This window comes from Amycolatopsis sp. NPDC005961 (assembly GCF_040629235.1).
Taxonomy (GTDB): Bacteria; Actinomycetota; Actinomycetes; order Mycobacteriales; family Pseudonocardiaceae; genus Amycolatopsis; species Amycolatopsis camponoti.
Genome location: NZ_JBEXVF010000112.1, coordinates 1 through 22,754, shown reverse-complemented (window position 1 = coordinate 22,754; position 22,754 = coordinate 1). Strand labels below are relative to the sequence as shown.

Sequence of the window (22,754 nt, the reverse complement as noted above, 5' to 3'; positions counted from 1 at the left end):
GACCCGGCGAGCGAGGCGGCTTCGACACTCGCGGACGTCGGGGCGCCGGTGGACGACGCGGCGGCCGGCGACGGCGTGCCGGCGGTGCTCGAGCACCTGCATGTACCGCGCGAGCACGATGAGGTCGGCCTCGTACTCCCCGACCAGGTCGAGCAGCCGCTGCTCGGCCTCGGGCTTCGTGTCGGGCGTGACCGGGACGTGCACGAACGGGACGCCGGCCGCCTCGGCCATCGGCCGGAGGTCCTCGTGGTTGGAGACGACCACCGCGATCTCGGCGCCGAGGCCGCCCGCGCGCCAGCGGAAGAGGAGATCGTTGAGGCAGTGCCCGAACTTCGACACCATCACCAGTACCCGCGGCGGTGTCCCGTCCGAGAAGCCGAACTCCATGCCGAAGTCCCCGGCCACCGGGGAGAACGCCCGCGTGAGATCGTCCACTGTGGTCTCTTCGGTGCAGGTGAACGACGTGCGCAGGAACAGCGAGCCGCGGACGTCGTCGTCGAACTGCTGGTGCTCGACGATGTCGCAGCCCTGCCCGACGAGGAACGTCGTGACGGCGTGCACGATGCCCGAACGTTCGGGGCACTTGAGGGTCAGGGTGAAGGTCACGAGACGTACTCCAGACTCGCGTCGGCCAGCCAGGCCTCGAAGTAGTCCGAAAAGGACTGACGCACGAGGATCGTGAACCCCTCTTCCCGGACCATGAGCACGATCCCGGTCCGCGCCAGCAGGGTCTGCACGCACGTGCCCGGCGGCGAAACCGACGGGTCGAGGTCGATCGAGCACCCGTGCGCCAATACGTCCCGCGCGTGCGAGCCCGTGAGCCGCACGACGTTGCGCTGCGCCGACACATCCACGACGGCGGCACTTTCACCTGAAAGCGACGCTTCCAGCTCGGCCTGGCGGCCGGGTTCGGCGAGCACCAGGTATTCGTCGGGACCCATCCACAGGATGTCGACGCCGTGGCCGCTGGTGAACGTGCACGGCGCGGGCAGGTCAACGCCGAGCAGGGTCTGCCCCTCCCGGAGGCGCACGGTGAGCTGGGTGCGGAACGGTTCTTCGACCGCGTCAACCGTCACGGCGGGCTCCTTCCTTGTCGAAGAGCAAGGATTCGGTCACGGTCACCGGCACGACCTGGTCGCCGAGCGGGACGTACAGCGTTTCGCCGACGCGTTCGCGGCCCGAGCGCACCAGAGCGAGTGCGAAGGTGCGGCCGAGGGCGGCGCTGTCGTAGCTGGAGGTGACGTGGCCGAGCATCCGCACCGGGGGTTCGGGCACGACTTCGGACTCGATGATCTGCGAGCCTTCGGGCAGCAGCACCGACGGGTCGACCGGCAGCAGGCCGACGAGTTGCTTGCGGTCGGGCCGGTTGTTCTCGGCGCGGGCGAAGGAGCGCTTGCCGATGAAGTCGGTCTTCTTCTTCGACACCGCCCAGGACATCCCGAGGTCCTGCGGGGTGACCGTGCCGTCGGTGTCCTGGCCGATGATCGGGTAGCCCTTCTCGGCGCGCAGGACGTGCATGGTTTCGGTGCCGTACGGCGTGGCACCTTCGTCCACTACGGACTGCCACAGCGCGGGCCCGTACCAGGACGGGACGTTGATCTCGTAGGCCAGCTCGCCGGAGAAGCTGATCCGGCAGACGCGGGCCTGGAGCCCGGCGACCTCGGCGTCCTGCCAGGTCATGAACCCGAAGGCCTCGTTGGAGACGTCGAGGTCCGGCGCCAGGCGGCCCAGGACCTCCCGCGAGCGCGGCCCGACCAGGGGGATCGTCGCCCAGTGCTCGGTGACCGACGTCGCGAAGACCTCGAGGTGCGGCCACTCCGTCTGCAGCCACTCCTCCATCCACTCGAGGACCATCGCCGCGTTGCCGGTCGTGGTCGTGACCAGGAACCGGTTCTCCCCGACGCGGATGACCGTGCCGTCGTCGATCACCATGCCGTCGACACCGCACATCACGCCGTAGCGGATCCGGCCGACCTTGAGGGTGCTCATCATGTTCGTGTAGAGCATGTCGAGGAACCAGCCGGCGTCCGGACCCTGGACGTCGATCTTGCCGAGGGTGGACCCGTCCATGACGGCGACGTCGTTGCGCGCCGCGCGGCATTCGCGCCGGACGGCGTCGTGCATCGACTCGCCGGCTCGCGGGTAGTACCACGGCCGCTTCCACTGGCCGACGTTCTCGAACTCGGCGCCGTGCTCGACGTGCCACGGGTGGATCGTCGTGACGCGCACGGGATCGTGCAGGTCACCGCGGTTGCGCCCGGCCAGCGCGGCGAAGGACACCGGCGTGTAGGGCGGCCGGAACGTCGTGGGGCGCTGGGTCGACAGGTCGACACCGAGGGCTTCGGCGGTGATGCCCGCGGCGAGCATGCCGGACGTCTTGCCCTGATCGTGCGCGGTGCCGATGGTCGTGTAGCGCTTGATGTGTTCCAACGACCGCAGTCCGGCGCCGGTCGCGCGCAGGACGTCGGACACGGTCGCGTCCCGCTGCTGGTCCACGAACCTGGTGTCCACTTCGGACTCCGGGGCGGGCACCTGCCAGAGGATCTTCGCTTCCGGCAATCCCTCGCCCGCCGCCGCGCCGACGACGCTGACGTTCGGCAGGTCGCCGTCCGGGACGTAGGAGCCCAGCTCGGGGGCGTACCGGAGCTTGCCGCGTGCCTGGCTGAACAGGTGCACGGCCGGGTTCCAGCCGCCGGACACGAGCAGCAGGTCGCACGGCACCCGCTCACCCTCCAGCGACCCCAGCTCCGCGACGTGCGCGGCGGTGATGTGCTCGCCGCCGTCGGTGCCGATGACGCCGTAGCCCTCGCGGGCGTCGACGATCCGCACGATCTCGGCCCCCGCGTCGGCCAGTTCGGAGGCGGCGACCAGCGCGGAGTCGTTGGTGGTGAACACGACCACGCGCCGCCCGGCCAGCACTCCGTAGCGGTTCAGGTAGGTCCGCGCGGCCGAGGCGAGCATGATGCCGGGGCGGTCGTTGTCCGGGAAGACGATCGGCCGCTCGTGGGCGCCGGTGGCGATGACGATCCGCTTCGCCCGGATCCGCCAGACCCGCTGCCGCGAAATCCGCTCGGGCGCGGCGGGTTCGCCCCGGCGCTCCAGGGCCAGCACGAACCCGTCGTCGTACACACCGAACGCCGTCGTGCGCGAAAGGAACCGGACTCCTTCGGGCGCCTCGCCGTCAGGCTGGTCGTCGACGAGCAGCACGCGTCCTTCCGCGGCAGCGGCGGCCGCGCGGCCCGCGGGCCCGGCACCGATGACCAGGACATCGCAGTGGGCGTGCTTCGCGTCGTAGCGGGCCGGATCCGGCTCGGCGGCCAGGCGACCTTGGCCGGACAGGCCGCGCGCGACCAGACCGTCGTACAGTTCGACCGTCGTCGCGGACAGCATCGGCTCCGGGAACGGCGCTTCGATCTGGACCAGCGCGTTGGAGTCCTCGACTCCGGCGCCGGCGATGCCGCGCGGCCGGCCGTACTTGATGCTGGTCGCGACCCGGTGGATGCCGTTGGCCAGCAACGCGGAAGCCAGGGTGTCGCCGAGGAAACCGGTCAGCTCGCGGCCGTCGAAGGTGAACTTGAGCGGGGTGCCGGGCAGTCGGGTCACGGGATCACCGGCCTGGGCTCGTCGAGGCGGTAGACCGCCTTCAGGTCGTGGGTGCGGGTGTCGCGGACGGCGTTGAACCACCGGCGGCAGCCCGCGGAGTGGCTCCAGCGCTCGGCGAGCGGGCCGCTGGGGTTGGCGCGGAAGAAGACGAACTTCGCCCAGTCCTCGTCGGACAGTGCGGCCGGGTCTTCCGGGTAGGCGACGTGGGCTTGGCCGCCGTAGTGGAATTCGGCTTCCTCGCGCGGCCCGCACCAGGGGCAAGGGATCAGCTGCATCGGGACTCCTGCTTCTGAATGGCTCAGTGCGCGACGGCGGCGGCGCCGTGCTCGTCGACGAGGGCGCCGGTGGTGAACCGGTCGAGGGTGAACGGTTCGGCGTACTCGTGCGGCTTCCCGCGGGCGATGGTGGCCGCGAAGACGTCACCGACGCCGGGGGTGGCCTTGAAGCCGCCGGTGCCCCAGCCGCAGTTGAGGAACAGGTTCTCGACCGGGGTGAGCCCGACGATCGGCGACGCGTCCGGGCTGACGTCGACGATCCCCGCCCACGTCCGCAGCAGGTGCGCCCGCGCGAACACCGGGAACAGCTCCAGCGCGGCGGCCAACTGCTCCTCGATGATGTGAAAGGAGCCGCGCTGGCCGTAGCCGTGGTAGCTGTCGATGCCGGCGCCCATGACCAGTTCGCCCTTGTGCGCCTGGGAAACGTAGACGTGCACGGCGTTCGACATGACGACCGTCGGGTGGATCGGCTCCAGCAGCTCGGACACCAAGGCCTGCAACGGATGGGACGCCAGCGGCAGGTCCAGGCCGACCATCTTCGCCAGCACCGACGAGTGCCCGGCGGCGCACAGCGCGACCTTGCCCGCGGCGATCCGGCCCCTCGACGTCTCGACGGCGGTGACCCGGCCGTTCACCGTCGAAATGCCGGTGACCTCGCAGTTCTGGATGAGGTCGACACCCATTTCGTGGGCGGCGCGGGCGAAGCCCCACGCGACGTAGTCGTGCTTCGCGATGCCCGCGCGCGGCTGGAAGGTCGCGCCGAGCACCGGGTAGCGCACGTCCGGTGCGGTGTTGACGATCGGGCAGATCTCCTTGACGCCCGCCGCGTCCACCCATTCGGCGTCGATGCCGTTGAGCTTGTTGGCCTCGACGCGGCGGACGCTGTCGCGGACGTCCTGCAAGGTGTGCGCGAGGTTCAGCACCCCGCGCTGGCTGAAGAGGATCGGGTAGCCGAGGTCCTCTTCGAGGCCTTCCCACAGCTTGAGGGAGTGCTCGTAGATGCCGGAGCTCTCGTCCCAGAGGTAGTTGGAGCGGATGATCGTGGTGTTGCGGGCCATGTTGCCGCCGGCGAGCCAGCCCTTCTCCAGCACGGCGACGTTGGTGATGCCGTGCACCTTGGCCAGGTAGTACGCGGTGGCGAGCCCGTGCCCGCCGCCACCGACGATGACGACGTCGTAGGCCTTCTTCGGCTCCGGGTCGGTCCAGAGGAAGTCGGGGTGCTCGGGCAGGTCGGTCATCGGGCCTCCCCCGGGTAGAGCGGGAACGCTTCGGCGAGCGCGGTGACGCGGGCCCGCAGCTTCTCGACGTCGTAGCCGGGCTCGAGCGCCTCGGCGATGACGTCGGCGGCTTCGCGGAACTCGGCGTCGCCGAAGCCGCGGGTGGCCAGGGCGGGCGTGCCGATCCGCAAGCCGGAAGTGACCATCGGCGGCCGCGGGTCGAACGGGACGGCGTTGCGGTTCACCGTGATGCCGACCTCGTGGAGCCGGTCCTCGGCCTGCTTGCCGTCCAGCTCGGAGTCGCGCAGGTCGACGAGCACCAGGTGGACGTCGGTGCCGCCGGTCAGCACGGAGATGCCGCTCTCGGTCAGCAGCCGCTCGGCCAGGAGCTTCGCGCCGCGCAGGGTCCGCTGCTGGCGTTCGACGAACTCCGGTTCGCCGGCCACCTTGAACGCGACGGCCTTGGCGGCGATGACGTGTTCGAGGGGGCCGCCCTGCTGGCCGGGGAACACCGCGGAGTTGACCTTCTTGGCGAGCGCCGCGTCGTTCGTGAGGATCACGCCGCCCCGCGGGCCGCCGAGGGTCTTGTGGGTGGTGGTCGTCGTGACGTGGGCGTGTGGCACCGGCGACGGGTGCAGGCCGGCGGCGACCAGGCCGGCGAAGTGGGCCATGTCGACCATGAGGTACGCGCCGACCTCGTCGGCGATCTCGCGGAAGCGGGCGAAGTCGAGCTGACGCGGGTAGGCCGACCAGCCGGCGATGATCAGCTTCGGCCGGTGCTCCTTCGCGAGCCGTTCGACCTCGGCCATGTCGACCCGGAAGTCCTTTTCGGACACTTCATAGGCGGCGACGTCGTAGAGCAGGCCGGAGAAGTTGATCCGCATCCCGTGGGTCAGGTGGCCGCCGTGGGCCAGCGACAGGCCGAGGATCTTGTCGCCGGGCTTGATGAGCGCGGCCATCGCGGCGGCGTTGGCCTGGGCGCCCGAGTGCGGCTGGACGTTGGCGAACCCCGCGCCGAACAGCGCCTTGACGCGGTCGATGGCGAGTTGTTCGAGGACGTCGACGTGCTCGCAGCCGCCGTAGTAGCGACGTCCGGGGTAGCCCTCGGCGTACTTGTTGGTGAGCACCGAGCCCTGGGCCTGCAGGACGGAGAGCGGGGCGAAGTTCTCGGAAGCGATCATCTCCAGCGTCGTCTGCTGGCGGCGCAGCTCGGCGCCGATCGCGTCGGCGACCACCGGGTCGTAGTCGGCCAGGGAGCGGTTGAGCACTGGATCGATCGTCGCGGTCATCGCGAAACCTTCCGTGGTCGACTTCTGATATATCAATCGTCGATGTAGGCTATGCGGCGTGCATCCCCAGGTCAATCCCCCGTCGCTGGCGGAACAGGCGTACCTCTTCGTCCGCGACCAGCTCGTCATGCTCGACATCCGCCCCGGCGACCCCATCAACGAGGAGTGGCTCGGCAGCACGCTCGGCATGGGCCGCACGCCGATCCGCGAAGCGCTGAAACGCCTCGAGTCCGAGCGGCTGGTCGTCGCCTACCCGCGGCGCGGGACGTTCGCCACCGACGTCCACATCTCCGACCTCGCGCACATCTCCGAGGTCCGGCGGACGCTGGAGCCGATGGCCACGGCCGCCGCGGCCGAGCGCGCGACCACGGCCGACCGCGCGACGCTCACCGAGCTGCGCGCGCAGCTCGACGCCGGCGTGCCGGCCGGCGACAACAGCGAGCTGCTGCGCACCGACCTCGCCCTGCACCGGGCGATCTACCGGTGCGTGCACAACCCGTTCCTCGAAGACACGCTGATCCGGTACGACAACCTCGCGACGCGGATCTGGTGCGTGTTCGTGCCCCGGCTGTCCGGGATGGCCGGCCACGTCGACGAACACGTCCCGCTCCTCACCGCGATCATCGAGGGCGACGCCGAGAAGGCGGCCGCGTTGACGCATGCGCACGTCACCGGGTTCGAGGCCGCCATCCGGGCGTTGATCTAGACCGCCAGCCGTTCGCGGACCCAGTCGTGGAACGCGGCGATGTGGTGCTCGCTGGGCACGAGCACGCCGCCGTTGACGTACGAACGGGAGTCCATGGCCAGCTGGCAGCGCTCGCAGGCCTCGAAGTCCTGCAGGTTCACCCGGTGGAACAGCTCGACCGAGCGGGACAGGTCCCGGCCGGACTCGACGACGCCGGGCAGGTACAGCCAGTCGCAGCGCACCAGCGTCCGGTCCGGGGCCAGCGGGAACATCCGGTGCAGGATGACGTGGTCCGGCACGAGGTTGACGAACACCTGCGGGCGGATGGTGATGGCGTAGTACTTGCGGTCCTGGTCTTCGGTGACGCCGGGCAGCCGGTCGACGCCCTCGCTGCCGTCGATGGTGAAGCCCCGGACGTCGCCGCCGAACTCGGCGCCGTGGCCGACGTAGTACTGCGCGGCGTACCCGTCGGCGAACTCCGGGAGGACCTCGGTGAGCTCCGGGTGGATCGTCGCGCAGTGGTAGCACTCCATGAAGTTCTCGATGATCTGCTTCCAGTTGGCCTTCACGTCGTACTCGATGCGCTTTCCCAGCGCGAGGCCGTCGACGCCGTACGCCTCGATCGCCTCCGCGCCGCCCAGTCGTTCGGTGACCGCGGCGACGACGCTGCCGTCGAACGGCGGCGGCTCGTCGGCCAGGCAGACCCAGGCGTACCCAAGCCATTCGCGCAGGTGGACCTTCGTCAGGCCGAACTCGGTCCGGTCGACGTCCGGCATGCCGGTGAGGTTGGGCGCGGCGATGAGCTTGCCGTCGAGGCCATAGGTCCAGGCGTGGTACGGGCACTGGAAGGCGCGCTTGACGGTGCCGCTTTCGGACGTGCAGAGCCGGGCGCCGCGGTGGCGGCAGACGTTGAGGAAGGCGTTCAGCTTCCCGTCCCGGCCGCGCGAGACGAGGACGCTCTCCTTGCCGATCTGGACGGTCTCGAACGAGCCGGGCCCGGCGAGGTCGGCGCTGCGCACGGCGCAGAACCAGTCGGCCTCGAAGATCTTCGCCTGCTCCAGCGCGAAGACCGCCGGATCGGTGTAGGCGGAGCCCGGCAGCGTGGCCAGCAGGCTCGGCGGGAGATCGGTAGTGGTCACCGGCGTGGTCCTCTCCGCGGATCAGTTCGGGAGTTGCGCAGAACGCGTCTTGTTGCTCACCCCGAAACAGAGTGACTGCCACCCCGAAGCGCTGTCAACCCAAGTTTTTCAACGCCCGCCAAAGATTTCCGGCACGTTTCGGGCATCACGCGTGACTGGACGGGCATCACGCGTGATTGGACGGGCATCAGCGCGATGCCTCTCCAAGCACGTGTGATGCCCCTTCAATCACGTGTGATGCCCCTTCCGTCACATCGTGGGGCCGTGGATGGCTCGGCGGAAGAGGGTTTCGATCTCTTCGCGGGTCGGGCGGGGGTCGGCCAGGGCCGCCTGCATCAGCAGGCCGCAGAACAGGCCGGCCAGCAGGCGGCCGGTCAGGGGGTCGGTGCGGGAGCCGAAGAACGCGATGAGCGCTTCGTCCCAGGCCGCGCTCGCCTTGCGGAGGGCCGGCCGGTGCAGCGCCGCGACGTACAGGTCGTACTCGACCACCGTGTCCCGGTACTGCTCGTTGATGTAGCCCATCACCAGCTCGGCGAGCGCCGCGGCGAAGTCGGCGTCCGGCGGCAGCGCGGACTCCCACTCCTTCAGCGCGTGGACGTTCTTCTCCGCCGCCTCGTGCAGCGCGACTTCCAGCAGGTCGTCCAGCGTCGCGAAGTGGTAGGTCGTCGAGCCGAGCGGGACACCGGCCGCCGCCGCGACCGAGCGGTGCGTGACCCCGTCGATCCCCCGCTGGGCGACCACCTCGATCGCCGCCTTGGCGATCCGGGCCCGCCGCTCGGGGTCGTTCGGACCGCGGCGCCGCGTTGCGCCGGGTTCGCTCCTGGCCATCAAGCCCCCTTGTGGACATCTGTACACGCTTCGCGTACAAATGTACGCACTCGACGCGCGACGCAGCCACTACCGATCCGGGAAGGGCCGCATGAAAGACCTCCACATCGACGGAATCTGGTCGGACGCCGGAAGCCACTCCGACGTGCTCAACCCCGCCACCGGCCAGGTGATCGAGCAGGTCGCCGAAGCCGGCCGCGAGGAAGTCGACGCCGCGGTCAGAGCGGCCCGGCGGGCCTTCGACGCGGGCCCGTGGCGCCGCACGACCGCCCTCGAACGCGGCGAGCTGCTCCGGCGCACCGCCGCCCTGCTCGTCCGCGACCGCGAAGAGCTCGCCCGCACCGAGAGCCTCGACACCGGCAAGACGCTGGGCGAAGGCCGCATCGACATCGACGACGTCACGAACGTCTTCCGCTACTACGCCGACCTGGCGGGCAAGGACGCCGGACGCCTGGTCGACGCGGGCAGCGCGACCGTCGTCAGCCGGATCGTGCACGAGCCGGTCGGCGTCTGCGCGCTCATCGCGCCGTGGAACTACCCGCTGCTCCAGATGTCCTGGAAGGTCGCGCCCGCGCTGGCCGCGGGCAACACCGTCGTGCTCAAGCCCAGCGAAGTCACGCCGCTGACCACGATCAAGCTGGTCGCCCTGCTCGAAGAAGCGGGCGCGCCGCCCGGCGTCGTCAACCTCCTGCTCGGGCCGGGCCACGTCGGCGCGGCGATGGTCGAGCACCCGGGCGTCGACCTGGTCTCGTTCACCGGCGGCTACGCGACCGGTGAGAAGATCATGACGGCCGCCGCGAAGGGCGTCCGGCGGGTCGCGCTGGAGCTCGGCGGCAAGAACCCGAACGTGGTCTTCGCCGACGCCGACTACGACACCGCCCTCGACTACGCGCTGATGGCCGCGTTCGTCCATTCGGGACAGGTCTGCTCGGCGGGCGCGCGCTTGATCGTCCAGGATGGGATCCATGACCGGTTCGTGGCGGACCTCGCCGCGCGCGCCGACCGGATCCGGGTCGGCGACGGCCTCGATCCCGCCACCGAGACGGGCCCGCTCGTCTCGGCGCAGCACCGCGCCAAGGTCGAGGGGTACATCGAAAGCGCTCTCAAGGAGGGCGCCACGCTCCGGGCCGGCGGCAAGCGGCCCGAAGGTCCGGAGTACGAAAACGGTTTCTTCCTGCGGCCGACGGTGTTCTCCGGCTGCACCAGGGACATGGCGATCGTCCGGGAAGAGGTCTTCGGCCCGGTCGTCACCGTGGAACGCTTCACCGAAGAGGCCGACGCGATCGCGCTGGCCAACGACACCGAGTACGGGCTCGCCGGAGCCGTGTGGACGTCGGACGCGTCCCGCGCCCAGCGGGTCGCCGGGGCCCTGCGCCACGGCACCGTGTGGATCAACGACTACCACCCCTACCTGCCGCAGGCGGAGTGGGGCGGGTTCGGGAAGTCCGGCATCGGCCGCGAACTCGGGCCGTCCGGGCTCGCGGAGTACCAGGAAAGCAAGCACGTCTACCAGAACATCGATCCCGTTCCGCAGCACTGGTTCAAAGGCTGATCCCTCCCCCACCCACGATGTGAGGACGTTGCCATGACCACGCAAGAAAAGCCGGCGGGCGGGGGGCCTGCCCCGGACGACAGCTCCGACCTCGAGAAGTTCGGCTACCGCCAGGAGCTCGAACGCTCCCTGGGATCCTTCTCCAGCTTCGCCGCCGGGTTCAGCTACATCTCCATCCTCACCGGCGTGTTCCAGCTGTTCTTCTTCGGCTTCGGCTCGGGCGGGCCGGCGTTCATCTGGACGTGGCCGCTGGTCTTCGTCGGCCAGGCAGCCGTCGCGTTGTGCTTCGCCGAGCTGGCCGGGCAGTTCCCGCTCGCCGGCTCGGTGTACCAGTGGGCCAAGCAGATCGCGAAACCCGCGACGTCGTGGCTGGCCGGCTGGATCATGATCATCGGCGCGATCGTGACGGCGGCGGCGGTCGCGGTCGCCTACCAGATCATCCTGCCGCAGGTCTCGACCGCGTTCCAGATCGTCGGCAGCGACGACGACGCCGGCCTGACCTCGACGCCCGGCGGCGCGCAGAACGCCATCATCCTGGCCCTGGTGCTGGTCGTGTTCGCCACGATCATCAACATCATCGGCGTCAAGCTGATGGCGAAGATCAACAACTTCGGCGTCGCGGTGGAACTCGGCGCGAGCGTCCTGCTGGTGATCGCGCTGGCCATCCACATCAAGCGGGGCCCCGGCATCGTCTTCGACACGGCAGGCACGGGTGACGGTCACTCGTCCGGGTACCTCGGGGCGTTCCTGGTGGCGTCGCTGATGAGCGCGTACGTCTTCTACGGCTTCGACACCGCGGGCTCGCTGGCCGAGGAGACCACCCAGCCGCGGCGGCACGCACCGCGCGCGATCCTCCGGGCGATCACCGCGGCGTTCATCGTCGGCGGGCTGATCATGCTGTTCGGCATGATGGCCGTCGGCGACCTGAGCGCCAAGGAGCTCAGCACGTCCGGCATGCCGTACCTGCTGAAGAGCACCCTCGGCGAAGGACTCGGCGACGCGTTCCTGATCTGCTCGGCGATCGCGATCACCGTCTGCTGCCTCGCGGTGCAGACCGCGGCGATCCGGATGGCGTGGGCGATGGCCCGCGACGGCCGGCTGCCGTTCAGCAAGGCGATGGCGAAGGTGTCGCCGCGCTCGAAGACGCCGGTCCTGCCCGCACTGCTGACCGGCGGCCTCACCGTCGTCGTGCTGCTGATCAACCTCGGCAACCAGCGGGCGTTCTTCATCCTGACCTCGACGGCGATCATCCTGTTCTACATCCCCTACCTGATGGTCACCGGCCCGATGCTGATCCGCCGCCTGCGCGGGCAGTGGCCGCGCCCGGAGCACGGCCCGTACTTCAAGCTGGGCCGCTGGGGCACGCTGGTGAACCTGGTCGCGGTGCTCTACGGCGCCGGGATGACGATCAACCTGATCTGGCCGCGCCCCGAGGTCTACGGCGAGGACCACTGGTACTTCCAGTGGGGCGCGGTGATCGTCACCGGGCTGATCGTGATCATCGGTGCGATCATGCTGTACGTCCGGCGCCGCACCTGGGGTTCGTCGCACACGAGCCCCGAGCACATGCCCGACAGCGCCCCGGATTCGCTACCCGGCTGAGAATCTTATTCTGGTTAGGACGGCGCTACGGATCGTGACATACCTGCCGGCAGTGACTCTCGCGCCGGCCGACGGCTGAATAAGGTTCTCAAGGAGGACCCCATGAGTTCCGATACCTACGACTTCGTCATCGTCGGCGGTGGCTCGGCGGGCTGCGCGCTGGCGAACCGGCTTTCGGCGGACCCCGCGAACAAGGTCCTGGTGCTGGAGGCCGGGCGGGCCGACTACAAGTGGGACGTCTTCATCCACATGCCGGCCGCGCTGACCTTCCCGATCGGGTCGAAGTTCTACGACTGGGGCTACCGCAGCGAGCCCGAGCCGCACATGAACCGGCGCCGCATCTACCACGCGCGCGGCAAGGTCCTCGGCGGGTCGTCGAGCATCAACGGGATGATCTTCCAGCGCGGCAACCCGATGGACTACGAGCGCTGGGCCGCCGACCCCGGAATGTCCACTTGGGACTATGCGCACTGCCTGCCGTACTTCAAGCGGATGGAAAACTGCCTCGCTGATGCCCCGGACGGGCAGTGGCGCGGCCACGACGGGCCCCTCGAACTCGAACGCGGCCCGGCGACCAACCCGTTGTTCCAGGCCTTCTTCGACGCCGCCGAGCAGGCGGGCTACCCGCGCACCGACGACGTCAACGGCTACCGGCAGGAAGGCTTCGCGGCCTTCGACCGCAACGTCCGGAAGGGACGGCGGCTGTCGGCGGCGGGCGCGTACCTGCACCCGGTGGAGAACCGGCCCAACCTCACGGTGAAGACGCACGCGTTCGTGTCGCAGATCCTCTTCGAGGGCACGCGCGCGATCGGCGTCGAGTACGCCGAGGGCCGGGGCATGCCGGGTGAGGTGTACGGCAAGGAGATCATCCTCTGCGGCGGGGCGATCAACAGCCCGCAGCTGCTGCAGCTGTCCGGCGTCGGCAACGCGGCCGACCTGGAGAAGCTCGGCATCGACGTCGTGAAGGACCTGCCGGGCGTCGGCGAGAACCTCCAGGACCACCTGGAGGTGTACATCCAGTACTCCTGCAAGCAACCGGTGTCGATGCAGCCGTCGCTGGCGAAGTGGAAGCGGCCCTTCATCGGCGCGCAGTGGCTGTTCCTGCGGTCCGGGCCGGCCGCGACCAACCACTTCGAGGGCGGCGGGTTCGTCCGCTCGAACGACGAGGTGAAGTACCCGAACCTGATGTTCCACTTCCTGCCGGTGGCGATCCGCTACGACGGTTCGGCGCCCACGGAAGGCCACGGCTACCAGGTGCACGTCGGCCCGATGTACGCCGACACCCGCGGCTCGGTGAAGATCACCTCGACCGACCCGCGGCAGCACCCGGCGCTCAAGTTCAACTACCTGTCGACGGAGAACGACCGCAAGGAATGGGTCGAGGCCGTGCGGGTGGCGCGGAAGATCCTCAACCAGTCCGCGATGGATCCCTACAACGACGGCGAGATCTCGCCGGGGCCGTCCGTCGAGACCGACGAGGAGATCCTCGACTGGGTCGCCAAGGACGCCGAGACGGCGCTGCACCCGTCGTGCACCGCGAAGATGGGCGTGGACGAGGGCTCCGTCGTCGACCCGCAGACCATGCGGGTGCACGGCACCGAGGGCCTGCGCGTCGTCGACGCGTCGGTCATGCCGTACATCCCCAACGGCAACATCTACGCGCCGGTGATGATGACCGCCGAGAAGGCGGCCGACCTCATCCTCGGAAACACCCCGCTCGCCCCGATCAAGATTCCGTTCTACCGGCACGGGGAGAACTAGCCCGGACGTCGTAGCGCCCGTACCGCCATCCTCGGTACGGGCCTTCGACGTGCCCGGAATATCCGTTACCCGCTAACGGAAACTACCGGGGCGTACCCCCTTGACGACGTCCTTCCTGGGATTCAGACTTTGTTGCGGATCACAGTAGATGTTCCCCTATGCGCAACAGTCTCGGAGGACTCATGATTCGCGCATGCACGGTGGACGAGCTGCCCCCGGGTGAGTCCGTCCGGATCCCCGGGTCGCCCGCCATCGCGGTGTTCAACACCGAAGACGGGGAGCTGTACGCCATCGACGACACGTGCACCCACCAGGACGCCTCGCTGGCCGACGGCTGGCTCGAAGGCTGCTTCGTCGAGTGCCCGCTGCACGCGGCGCTGTTCGACCTGCGCACGGGCATGCCGAGCTGCCTGCCCGCGAAGGAACCGGTCCGCACGTACTCGGTCGTCGTCGACGAAGGCGTCATCTACGTCCAGGGCGTGGCTCGCGAGGACGCCGCGTGAAGCGCATCGCGGTCGTCGGCGCGTCGCTCGCCGGGGTCCGCGCCGCGCAGGAGCTGCGCGCGCAGGGCTACGACGGCGGCATCGTGCTGATCGGTTCGGAGGCGCACCTGCCCTACGACCGGCCGCCGCTGTCCAAAGGCTTCCTGGCCGGGACGGCGTCGCAGGCGTCGCTGGAGCTGCTCGACGCGGGGGACCTCGCGTCGCTGGCGCTGGACTTCCGGCTCGGCGTGCGAGCGACGGCGTTGGAGCCCGCCGCGCGCCGGGTGCTGCTGTCGGACGGCGGTTCGGTGCACGCGGACGGCGTGGTGATCGCCACCGGCGGCCAGGCGCGCACCTTGCCGGGTTTCGAAGCCGCCCACACGCTGCGGACCCTCGACGACGCTCTCGCTCTGCGCGCGGCTCTGGTGCCCGGAGTGCGGGTGGCGATCGTCGGGGCCGGGTTCATCGGGGCCGAGGTGGCCTCGACGTGCCGTTCGCTGGGTCTCGACGTGGTCGTCTTGGAAGCTTTGGCCGCTCCCCTGGCGCCGGTCCTGGGCCCGGAGCTGGCCGCGGTGTGCGCGCGCCTGCACGCCGACCACGGCACGGACCTGCGTTGCGGCGTCCGGGTCGAGGGCAGGTCCGAGGCGGGCGTCCACCTGGCCGACGGGTCGCTCGTCCCGGCCGACGTGGTCGTGGTGGGCGTCGGCATGACCCCGGCGACCGACTGGCTGGCGGGCTCGGGGGTGACCGTCGGCAACGGCGTCCACACCGACGCGGGCCTGGTGACGGAGCTGCCGCAGGTGGTCGCGGTGGGCGATGTGGCCCGGTACGCGGGACGGCGGCACGAGCACTGGACGAACGCGTCGGAGCAGGCACCGGTCGCGGTGGCGAACCTGCTCGCCGGGCAGACCTCGCGCACGTACTCGCCGAGCGGGTACGTCTGGTCGGACCAGTACGCGGGGACCCTGCAGCTGGCCGGGCACCCCCGCCCGGACGACACGCTTTCGGTGGTCGACGGCGACCTGTCGTCCTCGTCGTTCGCGGCGGTGTGGCAGCGGGACGGCGCGACGGTCGGCGTGTTCGCGCTGAACAACGCGAAGCTGTTCAACCGCCTGCGCCGTCCGCTCCGGCAGCCGGCGGTCGCCTGAAAGTCTCAACCGGCGTTTCAAAGATACGCTTCACCCGCATGGAGCTGACTCTCGACGAGCTGCGGGCGTTGACGGGCTGGGCGGCCGACTGCGCTTCGCGAGCGCTGCCGTTGTACGAGTCGCGGGTCCCCGGCGATCCTCGCCCCCGGGAAGCGATCGCGGCGGCGCGAGAGTTCGCTTCGGGTGCTCAGCGCACGAAGCTGCTTCGCACGGTGGCGTGGGCGGCGCTGAAGGCGGCAGGCGAGACTTCCGACCCCGCCGCTTCCGCCGCCGCACGCGCAGCGGTCGGAGCGGCGGGTGCGGCTTACCTGCACCCCCTGGCGTCGCCACACCAGGTGAAGCACATCGTCGGCCCCGCCCAGCAGGCAGCGCTGGCGTGCGAACTCGCCGGCGGTGACGCGGACGCGGAGATCCGCTGGGCCCTCGACCACGCACCGCCGGCGGTCTCCGACCTCCTCCGCCGCTTCCCACCGGGCAAACCCGGCCGGTCCCGGCTCGGCGAGCTGCACCGGCAGCTGGAGTCGGCCCTCCGCGCCTGACTCCCTCAGTTGAGGGTGGGACGTTCCACGACCACGGTGGCCATCAGGGAGTGCCCGGTACCGAGGCCCTGCTGGGCTTGCTGTTCCCACGCGAAGAGCGACGTCGCCAGCTGCTTCGCGTGGTCGGGCGAGCGCAAGTCTCCGGAGGCGATGATCCGGTTCCAGCGTTCGGCGAAGGCCGCGAAGAACAGTTCGACCGGCCGGGGCGCGGTCCCGGTGGGAGGCTCGAACCGCAGCCGGGCGAGGTCGACGTCGGTGGTGCCGCGGGCGAGCTCGTTGAGGAGGGTGCGGTAGGGCGGGATCGCCGGGTTGAAGGCGAGGGTGGCGGTGTGGCGGCCGGCGAGGATCGACCGGTCGGTGAACGTCGTCCCGCTCAGCCGGGCCCGGGCCCGGATCGCGGCTTCGACGAGCGCCGCGTCGAGCGACCCGCGGTCGAAGAAGCTCATCCGGTCGTGGAGGGTTTCGGTCGCGTCCTCGAAGAAGCTCATGTTGTAGGACCAGCGGGTCTCCGGCCACTTCGGCGTCCACTCGACGGAGTAGCGGCCGAGGACGTCGACGACGAGCACGGCGCGGTCGCGGGTCTCGACGATCCGCCGCATGAGGCCGGTCAGGACCTCGACGACGTCCTCGTGGGGAAGGTGGGAGTAGGGCACGCCGCAGGAGAGGTAGAGGTCGAAGTCGCCCGCGGGCAGCTCGGACCGCATGTCCGCGACGACGAACTCCGCCCGCCGGCCGGCGTGGAGCGCGCGGGCCGTGTCGACCATGTCGGGGTCGATGTCGACCCCGAGGTAGTCGAGGGTGTGCTCGTCGGTCAGCGGGGCGAGGGCGCCGTGCCGCTCGGTCAGCAGCGCCAGGCCGTCCCCGGTGCCGCACCCGACGTCGAGCACCCGCAACGGCCGGCCGGGCGCACGCGGGATCCGGGAGATGGCATCACGCAGTACTCGGTGGGTGACCACTTCTTCCAGCATCGTCTTGACCGGATCACGCCTTTTGGGCGAGGTGTAGTGGGCCGTCGCGTCGCGGTAGGACATGATCGAAACGTAGTTCATCGCCGTCACCGGCTGGTGCGGAATCGGCTAGAGGGCCAGCTCGTCCAAGTCCGATTCCAGCCTCGCCCGCCAGGTCCAGCGGCGCTCGGTCGTGTCCGCGTCCTCGCCCGCCGGCGGGCCCAGCGGCAGCGCCGGGTCCTTGATCCCGAACGTCACCCGGTACGCCAGCACGGACGCCGCGGTCCGGATCCACGCGTCTCCCGAAGCGCCCGCCGGGGGTGACACCCCCAGCGCGTGCCCGAACCACGTCGGCAGCAGTGCGTTCGACCCCAGCGCGTCCGTGATCCGCGTGCGGAGCCGGACCTGCAGGTCGTGCCATGCTCGCTCGGCGCGCTCCAGCTGGGGCACGATCCGCGCCTCGACCGCGTCCGCCTCGCGCAACGCCAGCCGCGCCTGGTCCGCCGCCGCGATCGCCGCCGGGATCTCCTCGTCCAGCAGCGTCCGGCGCCGCGTCGACAACGCCCGCAACGACGACTCCGCATCACCGCGAGCCCGCGAACCACGGTCTGTCGACGCCAGGACGCGCATCACCTCCAGCAGATCGGCATCGCAGCGGGACAAGGCCGCCTGCACGGACGAAAGCCGCGTGATCTCCGCCGAGTGCCGGGCGCGCTGCTCCTTCGTCACCAGCTCCTTGTGCAGGTCGTCCCAGCGGGCCGCCTCCTTCGCGAGCGCCCGGGTCTCCGCGCCGACGTCGTCGAGGTTCAGCTGGGGTACGCCGTCGGCCACGCGCACCGCGCGCTCCAGGGCTTGGACCTGCTGCTGCAGCCGGTCCAGCTGCCGGCCCAGCAGGTCGATGCGGTCCTCCTGCCGGTGCCCGCCGCCGCGCTCGAGCCGCTCGGTCAGGTCGGCGACTTCGCGGCGCAGGCGGTCGTCGGACTCCTCGGCGGCCGCGCGCAGGCCGTCGACCGCCGCGAACAGCTCGTCGAGGTCGCGCCGCGTCGAGTCGGCGGGCTCCTCGTACTCCTGCGTGAACTCGGGATCGTCGCCGTAGGTCGCGTAGCCGTGGCTCACGGGATCCGGCTTTCCCGCCACAGCAGCCCGCACGTGCCCGCGACGCCCAGCGCCACCAGGATCGTGCAGACGACCGTCCCCGGCCACGGGATCAGCGCGCCCACCAGCACCCCGGCCGTGACGCTGCCCGCCCACGCGGCCCGCGTCCGCTCGCGGATGACGTCGCCGACCCGCCGGACCGGCCCGAAGCCGATCCACAGGCCCGCCGCGAACAGCGGGACGAGCGCGAGCAGCCACACCGGCGACAGCACGTCGAACAGCACCAGCGCCGCGCCGGCCAGCGGCACCAGCACCGGCGCGGCCGCGAAGTAGACGACCGCGCGCTGCGTCGCCGCGTGCCGGGACTCGAGCTCGGCGTTCGCGAGCCGGTGCCTGGCCTCCTCGAACGCCAGCTCGGAGTCGAGCAGCCGGTGGGCCGTCGCGACGAGCTCGTCCATCGCCTCGACGTCGGCGGGCGGGGTCGCCAGCCCGCCGCGCAGGTCCTGCTTGAGCCGGCCCACGCGTGCTTCCGCCTGGTCCCGGTCGTGCTGGGCTGGAGTCGTCACGCGAACACTTTAAGTGCCACGACCGTCACATCCGACTCACCGCGCGCGGTGAGTCGTTACAGGTCGCCCAAGGCCGTGACCGGCGCTTCGACGCAGTCCGCGACGAACCGCAGGAACCCGCCCGCCGTGCCGCCGTCGCAGACGCGGTGGTCGAAGGCCAGCGTCAGCTCGCAGACCTTCCGCACGGCCAGCGTGCCGCCGACCACCCACGGCCGGTCGATGATCCGGCCGATGCCGAGGATCGCGGCCTCGGGGTGGTTGATGATCGCGGCCGAGCCGTCGACGCCGAAGACGCCGTAGTTGTTCACGGTGAACGTGCCGCCGGTGAGGTCCGCGGGCGCGAGCTTGCCGTCGCGCGCCGTGCGAGCGCGGTCGCCGATCGCCGCCGAAAGGTCCCGCGTCGACAGCGCGCCGGCGTCCCGCACGACCGGCACGACCAGCCCGCGGTCGGTCTGCGCGGCGAACCCGAGGTGGATCTCGTCCAGCAGGACGATCTCGTCGCCCTCCACGCGCGAGTTCAGCTCCGGGTACTTCTTGAGGCCCGCGACGGCGAACCGCGCGATCAGCCCGAGCAGGCTCACCGGCCGGTCCGTCTTGGCGTTCAGCGCCGCCCGCGCGGCGACCAGCTCGGACGCGTCGACGTCGACCCACACCGTCGCTTCGGGGATCTCCCGCCGAGACGTCGTGAGCTTGTCGGCGACGGCCTTGCGCACGCCGGTCAACGGGATGCGCTTGCCCTTCGCGACGGGCTTCTTGAGCGCCGCCTCGACGTCGGCGCGGCGGATGATCCCGTCCGGACCGGTCGCGGCGACCTTCGCGAGGTCGATCCCGTTGTCCGAAGCCAGCTTCCGGACGAACGGCGAGATCACGCCGGGCGCCTTGGCCTTCGGAGCAGGCGCTTCGACGCGGCGGACGCGTTTGCGGCGGGTCGTGGGCGCGGTGCCGTAACCGATGAGGACGTTGCCGCTGCCACTCGACGTCGTGACGCCGGGCTCGGCGAACCCGCCGACGGACAGCAGCGGCGCGCCGACCGGCAGCAGCTGCCCCGGCTCGCCGTGCAGCGCGGACACGACACCGGCGAAGGGCACCGGCACCTCGACGGCGGCCTTCGCCGTCTCGACCTCGACGACGATCTGGTCCACCTTGACCGTGTCGCCGATCGCGACGTGCCAGTTGAGGATCGCCGCCTCGGTCAGGCCCTCGCCGAGGTCCGGCAGCAGGAAGTCAGGCACCGGCCACCACCGGGGTGTCGGCCCACTGCAGGCGCGCGATCGTGTCGAGGATCCGGTCGACGTCGGGCAGCGTGTGGCGCTCGAGCTTCGGCGCCGGGTAGGGGATGTCGAGCCCGGTCACGCGCAGCACGGGCGCGTGCAGCTGGTGGAAGCACTGCTCGGTGACGCGGGCGACGACCTCGGCGCCGTAGCCGCCGAAGCCGGCCGCCTCGTGGACGACGACGGCCCGTCCGGTGCGGCGCACGGACGCCGTCACGGTCTCGTCGTCGAACGGGCTCAAGGAACGCAGGTCGACGACCTCGACGTCCCAGCCTTCGGCGGTCGCGGCTTCGGCGGTCTCCAACGCCGTGGCGACCATCGGGCCGTACGCGATGAGCGTGACGTCCTTGCCCTGGCGCCGGACGACGGCCCGGTCCATGGCCGGGCCGCTGCGGGTGAAGCTCACCTCTTCGCCGGACCAGTAGCGGGCCTTCGGCTCGAGGAAGACGACCGGGTCCGGCGACTCGATGGCGTCGCGGAGCAGGTCGTAGGCGTCCTGCGCGGTGCCCGGCGTGACGACGCGCAGGCCCGGCGTGTGCGTGTAGTAGGCCTCGCTGGAGTCGCAGTGGTGCTCGACGCCGCCGATGCCGCCGGCGTAGGGAATGCGGATGACCATCGGCAGCGAGAGCGCGCCGCGGGTGCGGTTGCGCAGCTTCGCGACGTGCGAGGTGATCTGCTCGAACGCGGGGTAGGCGAAGGCGTCGAACTGCATCTCGACGACCGGGCGGAACCCGCCCATCGCCATCCCGACGGCGAACCCGACGATGCCGGCCTCGGCCAGCGGCGTGTCGAAGCAGCGGTCCTCGCCGAAGTCGGCGGTGATGCCGTCGGTGACCCGGAAGACGCCGCCGAGCGTGCCGACGTCCTCGCCGAACACGAGCACCCGGTCGTCGTCCTTGAGCGCGTCCCGCAGGGCGGCGTTGAGCGCCTGCGCCATCGTGGTCGTCATCAGGCCTCCAGCTCGGCCGCGACCATGGCCCGCTGGCGCTGCAGCTGGCGGGTCGGCTCGGCGTAGACGTGGTCGAACAGGGACATCGGGTCGAGCTCGGCGTCGGCGTTCAGGGTGTCGCGGACGGACTGGGCGAACTCTTCGGCTTCGGCTCGGAATCGCTCGACGTCGTCTTCGGTCAGGTCGTCGTCCAGGTAGGTCTCGAGCCGCTCGAGCGGGTCCGCTTCGCGCCACTTCGCGACTTCGTCCGCGTCGCGGTAGCGGGTGGCGTCGTCGGCGTTGGTGTGGGCGTCGATGCGGTACGTGTGGGCCTCGACGAGGACCGGGCCCTTGCCTTCGCGGGCGTGCTTCACGGCGTCGTCGAGGACGGCGAGGACCGCGACGGCGTCGTTGCCGTCGACCTGCTCCGAGCGCATGCCGTAGCCGATGCCCTTGTACGCCAGCGCGGGCGCGGCGCTCTGCTTCTCGAAGGGCACGGAGATGGCGTAACCGTTGTTCTGCACGAAGAACACCACGGGCGCCTTGAAGACGGCGGCGAAGTTGAGCGCCTCGTGGAAGTCGCCTTCGCTGGTGGCGCCGTCCCCGGTGAGCGCGAGCGCGACAGCGTCTTCACCGCGTCGCTGCATCGCGTGCGCGAGACCGGTGGCGTGCAGGGTCTGCGTGGCGAGCGGAGTGCACTGGGGCGCTACGCGCGTCTCGGCGGGGTTGTAGCCGCAGTGCGCGTCGCCGCGAAGCAGCGTCAGGACTTCGCCGGGCTTCAGGCCGCGCGCGACGAGAGCGACCGAGTCGCGGTAGGTGGGAAAGAGCCAGTCGTCGTCCCGGAGGGCGAGCGCGGCGGCGACCTGGCAGGCCTCCTGGCCGGCGCTGGAGGGGTAGACGGCGAGGCGGCCCTGCTTGGTGAGGGCGGTCGCCTGGACGTCGAACCTGCGGCCCAGGACCATCAGCCGGTAGGCGGCCTTCAGGCGGTCCCTGGTGGGTTCGGCGTACTCGCCGTGCTGGTCGACGCGCGTTCCGTCCTCGGCGACGAACCGTACCGGCGACGCGGAGGGCAGCAGGGTTTCCACGGGCACCACCTCTCGCAGACATATGATGCTCAGATGGTCGTTCTTGGTGGTCGTGTGTTCAAGGGTTCCGCGAAATGAGCGACAAAGGGTCTTTTTCGGAGCCAGTCGCTGACCAAACGTCCTTCACGGCCTCGACCGGCGGCGGCCTCACGGGACGAACGGTCCCGGCGCTCGACGAGGTCGACCGGGCGATGCTGGCGGAGCTGTCCGCGGACGGCCGCCTGGCGATCCGGGCACTGGCGGAGAAGCTGCACATCTCGCGCACGAACGCGTACACGCGGCTGGAGCGCCTGATGGCGGAGGGTGTGATCACCGGGTTCGGCGCGCGGATCGACCCGCGCCGGGCGGGCCTGGGCACGTCGGCATACATCATGGTGACGGTGGAGCAGACGTCGTGGCGCACGATGGCGACCGACCTGCACGAGATCCCGTACGTCGACCACGTGACCCTGGTGGGCGGCGACTTCGACATCCTGCTGCTGGTCCGGACGCCGGACAACACGACACTGCGCGACGTGGTCCTGGAGCGGCTGCAGGCACTGGAGGGTGTGCGGTCGACGCGGACCTGGCTGATCTTCGAGGAACTGCCGGGCTCGGTCCTGCACTGAGCCGCCGTGTCGCCCCTCCAGTCACGCGTGTCGCCCCTCCAATCACGTGGAGTTGCCCCCTGGGAGCGGACACCTTGGTTCCAGACGGTGGTCTGGAGGGAGGATGTCTTGGTGTCTCGCAGGTCGAAGTATCC

At 70.5% G+C, this 22,754-nt stretch carries 22 protein-coding genes; 8 read left to right on the top strand and 14 right to left on the bottom strand.

Features of this window, described 5'->3' with window-relative positions:
• From ABZ342_RS46620 to glyA, 6 genes are all read right to left on the bottom strand, one after another.
• The coding region (locus ABZ342_RS46620) for a formyltransferase family protein (RefSeq protein WP_360487878.1) at nucleotides 1-606 on the bottom strand (606 nt) is incomplete at its 3' end.
• Nucleotides 603-1,076 (bottom strand): sarcosine oxidase subunit gamma family protein, encoded by a 474-nt coding sequence (locus ABZ342_RS46615; protein WP_360487875.1) that lies wholly within the window; start codon nucleotides 1,074-1,076, stop codon nucleotides 603-605. The genes ABZ342_RS46620 and ABZ342_RS46615, both read right to left, overlap by 4 nt.
• On the bottom strand, nucleotides 1,066-3,603 hold the full coding sequence (locus tag ABZ342_RS46610) for a 2Fe-2S iron-sulfur cluster-binding protein (protein ID WP_360487872.1): 2,538 nt from the start codon (nucleotides 3,601-3,603) through the stop codon (nucleotides 1,066-1,068). The genes ABZ342_RS46615 and ABZ342_RS46610 overlap by 11 nt, the downstream gene beginning before the upstream one ends.
• Nucleotides 3,600-3,878 (bottom strand): sarcosine oxidase subunit delta, encoded by a 279-nt coding sequence (locus ABZ342_RS46605; RefSeq protein WP_155541494.1) that lies wholly within the window; start codon nucleotides 3,876-3,878, stop codon nucleotides 3,600-3,602. Before ABZ342_RS46605 ends, ABZ342_RS46610 begins: the two co-directional genes overlap by 4 nt.
• A 23-nt stretch (nucleotides 3,879-3,901) precedes the next feature.
• Complete coding sequence (locus tag ABZ342_RS46600) at nucleotides 3,902-5,116, bottom strand: sarcosine oxidase subunit beta family protein (RefSeq protein WP_360487869.1); 1,215 nt, start codon at nucleotides 5,114-5,116, stop codon at nucleotides 3,902-3,904.
• A complete protein-coding gene (gene glyA, locus ABZ342_RS46595) occupies nucleotides 5,113-6,384 on the bottom strand; it encodes a serine hydroxymethyltransferase (RefSeq protein WP_360487866.1) in 1,272 nt (423 codons plus the stop codon). Before glyA ends, ABZ342_RS46600 begins: the two co-directional genes overlap by 4 nt.
• A gap of 58 nt (nucleotides 6,385-6,442) precedes the next feature.
• On the opposite strand from glyA, the gene ABZ342_RS46590 reads away from it, so the two are divergent.
• A complete protein-coding gene (locus tag ABZ342_RS46590; protein WP_360487863.1) occupies nucleotides 6,443-7,090 on the top strand; it encodes a GntR family transcriptional regulator in 648 nt (215 codons plus the stop codon).
• Here ABZ342_RS46590 and ABZ342_RS46585 read toward each other — a convergent pair.
• A complete protein-coding gene (locus tag ABZ342_RS46585; RefSeq protein ID WP_360487860.1) occupies nucleotides 7,087-8,208 on the bottom strand; it encodes an aromatic ring-hydroxylating dioxygenase subunit alpha in 1,122 nt (373 codons plus the stop codon). The genes ABZ342_RS46590 and ABZ342_RS46585 overlap by 4 nt on opposite strands.
• Before the next feature lie 249 nt (nucleotides 8,209-8,457).
• Entirely contained in the window at nucleotides 8,458-9,036 is a 579-nt protein-coding gene (locus tag ABZ342_RS46580; protein WP_155541489.1) for a TetR family transcriptional regulator, read from the bottom strand.
• Nucleotides 9,037-9,127: 91 nt separating this feature from the next.
• Between ABZ342_RS46580 and ABZ342_RS46575 the strand changes: the two genes are divergently transcribed.
• The 6 genes from ABZ342_RS46575 (at nucleotide 9,128) to ABZ342_RS46550 (ending at nucleotide 16,120) form a co-directional block, all read left to right on the top strand.
• On the top strand, nucleotides 9,128-10,588 hold the full coding sequence (locus ABZ342_RS46575) for an aldehyde dehydrogenase family protein (protein ID WP_360487856.1): 1,461 nt from the start codon (nucleotides 9,128-9,130) through the stop codon (nucleotides 10,586-10,588).
• Nucleotides 10,589-10,621: 33 nt separating this feature from the next.
• Nucleotides 10,622-12,190, top strand: a complete 1,569-nt coding sequence (locus ABZ342_RS46570) for an amino acid permease (RefSeq protein WP_360487853.1) — start codon at nucleotides 10,622-10,624, stop codon at nucleotides 12,188-12,190.
• Nucleotides 12,191-12,292: 102 nt separating this feature from the next.
• Nucleotides 12,293-13,951: a choline dehydrogenase gene (gene betA / locus ABZ342_RS46565; protein ID WP_360487850.1), complete on the top strand. Its 1,659-nt coding sequence runs from the start codon at nucleotides 12,293-12,295 to the stop codon at nucleotides 13,949-13,951.
• Between the two features lie 182 nt (nucleotides 13,952-14,133).
• A complete protein-coding gene (locus ABZ342_RS46560; protein ID WP_360487847.1) occupies nucleotides 14,134-14,454 on the top strand; it encodes a bifunctional 3-phenylpropionate/cinnamic acid dioxygenase ferredoxin subunit in 321 nt (106 codons plus the stop codon).
• On the top strand, nucleotides 14,451-15,581 hold the full coding sequence (locus ABZ342_RS46555) for an FAD-dependent oxidoreductase (RefSeq protein WP_360487844.1): 1,131 nt from the start codon (nucleotides 14,451-14,453) through the stop codon (nucleotides 15,579-15,581). Before ABZ342_RS46560 ends, ABZ342_RS46555 begins: the two co-directional genes overlap by 4 nt.
• 38 nt (nucleotides 15,582-15,619) lie before the next feature.
• The gene (locus tag ABZ342_RS46550) at nucleotides 15,620-16,120 is read left to right on the top strand and encodes a putative immunity protein (RefSeq protein ID WP_360487841.1); all 501 of its coding nucleotides are present in this window, start codon (nucleotides 15,620-15,622) and stop codon (nucleotides 16,118-16,120) included.
• Nucleotides 16,121-16,125: 5 nt separating this feature from the next.
• Here ABZ342_RS46550 and ABZ342_RS46545 read toward each other — a convergent pair whose 3' ends face one another.
• From ABZ342_RS46545 to pdhA, 6 genes are read right to left on the bottom strand one after another with little or no spacing between them, the layout of a single operon-like run.
• Nucleotides 16,126-17,169, bottom strand: a complete 1,044-nt coding sequence (locus tag ABZ342_RS46545) for a class I SAM-dependent methyltransferase (RefSeq protein ID WP_360487838.1) — start codon at nucleotides 17,167-17,169, stop codon at nucleotides 16,126-16,128.
• A gap of 27 nt (nucleotides 17,170-17,196) precedes the next feature.
• Nucleotides 17,197-18,183: a hypothetical protein gene (locus ABZ342_RS46540; RefSeq protein ID WP_360487835.1), complete on the bottom strand. Its 987-nt coding sequence runs from the start codon at nucleotides 18,181-18,183 to the stop codon at nucleotides 17,197-17,199.
• Nucleotides 18,180-18,728, bottom strand: coding sequence for a hypothetical protein (locus ABZ342_RS46535; RefSeq protein ID WP_360487832.1), 549 nt, complete (start codon nucleotides 18,726-18,728; stop codon nucleotides 18,180-18,182). Before ABZ342_RS46535 ends, ABZ342_RS46540 begins: the two co-directional genes overlap by 4 nt.
• Nucleotides 18,729-18,784: 56 nt before the next feature.
• Nucleotides 18,785-19,960 (bottom strand): dihydrolipoamide acetyltransferase family protein, encoded by a 1,176-nt coding sequence (locus ABZ342_RS46530; RefSeq protein ID WP_155541479.1) that lies wholly within the window; start codon nucleotides 19,958-19,960, stop codon nucleotides 18,785-18,787.
• A complete protein-coding gene (locus ABZ342_RS46525) occupies nucleotides 19,953-20,948 on the bottom strand; it encodes an alpha-ketoacid dehydrogenase subunit beta (RefSeq protein WP_360487829.1) in 996 nt (331 codons plus the stop codon). The genes ABZ342_RS46530 and ABZ342_RS46525 overlap by 8 nt, the downstream gene beginning before the upstream one ends.
• Nucleotides 20,948-22,018: a pyruvate dehydrogenase (acetyl-transferring) E1 component subunit alpha gene (gene pdhA / locus ABZ342_RS46520; protein ID WP_360487826.1), complete on the bottom strand. Its 1,071-nt coding sequence runs from the start codon at nucleotides 22,016-22,018 to the stop codon at nucleotides 20,948-20,950. Before pdhA ends, ABZ342_RS46525 begins: the two co-directional genes overlap by 1 nt.
• Nucleotides 22,019-22,086: 68 nt before the next feature.
• Here pdhA and ABZ342_RS46515 point away from each other — a divergent pair, with 68 nt between their 5' ends.
• Nucleotides 22,087-22,620 (top strand): Lrp/AsnC family transcriptional regulator, encoded by a 534-nt coding sequence (locus ABZ342_RS46515; RefSeq protein ID WP_360487823.1) that lies wholly within the window; start codon nucleotides 22,087-22,089, stop codon nucleotides 22,618-22,620.
• Nucleotides 22,621-22,754: the final 134 nt, after the last annotated feature.

Coding starts and splice junctions, on each gene's coding strand:
- ABZ342_RS46560 (WP_360487847.1), top strand. CDS start 14,134: ATGATTCGCGCATGCACGGTGGACGAGCTGCCCCCGGGTGAGTCCGTC.
- glyA (WP_360487866.1), bottom strand. CDS start 6,384: ATGACCGCGACGATCGATCCAGTGCTCAACCGCTCCCTGGCCGACTAC.
- ABZ342_RS46575 (WP_360487856.1), top strand. CDS start 9,128: ATGAAAGACCTCCACATCGACGGAATCTGGTCGGACGCCGGAAGCCAC.
- ABZ342_RS46545 (WP_360487838.1), bottom strand. CDS start 17,169: ATGAACTACGTTTCGATCATGTCCTACCGCGACGCGACGGCCCACTAC.
- ABZ342_RS46550 (WP_360487841.1), top strand. CDS start 15,620: ATGGAGCTGACTCTCGACGAGCTGCGGGCGTTGACGGGCTGGGCGGCC.
- ABZ342_RS46570 (WP_360487853.1), top strand. CDS start 10,622: ATGACCACGCAAGAAAAGCCGGCGGGCGGGGGGCCTGCCCCGGACGAC.
- betA (WP_360487850.1), top strand. CDS start 12,293: ATGAGTTCCGATACCTACGACTTCGTCATCGTCGGCGGTGGCTCGGCG.
- ABZ342_RS46605 (WP_155541494.1), bottom strand. CDS start 3,878: ATGCAGCTGATCCCTTGCCCCTGGTGCGGGCCGCGCGAGGAAGCCGAA.
- ABZ342_RS46600 (WP_360487869.1), bottom strand. CDS start 5,116: ATGACCGACCTGCCCGAGCACCCCGACTTCCTCTGGACCGACCCGGAG.
- ABZ342_RS46525 (WP_360487829.1), bottom strand. CDS start 20,948: ATGACGACCACGATGGCGCAGGCGCTCAACGCCGCCCTGCGGGACGCG.
- ABZ342_RS46580 (WP_155541489.1), bottom strand. CDS start 9,036: ATGGCCAGGAGCGAACCCGGCGCAACGCGGCGCCGCGGTCCGAACGAC.
- ABZ342_RS46515 (WP_360487823.1), top strand. CDS start 22,087: ATGAGCGACAAAGGGTCTTTTTCGGAGCCAGTCGCTGACCAAACGTCC.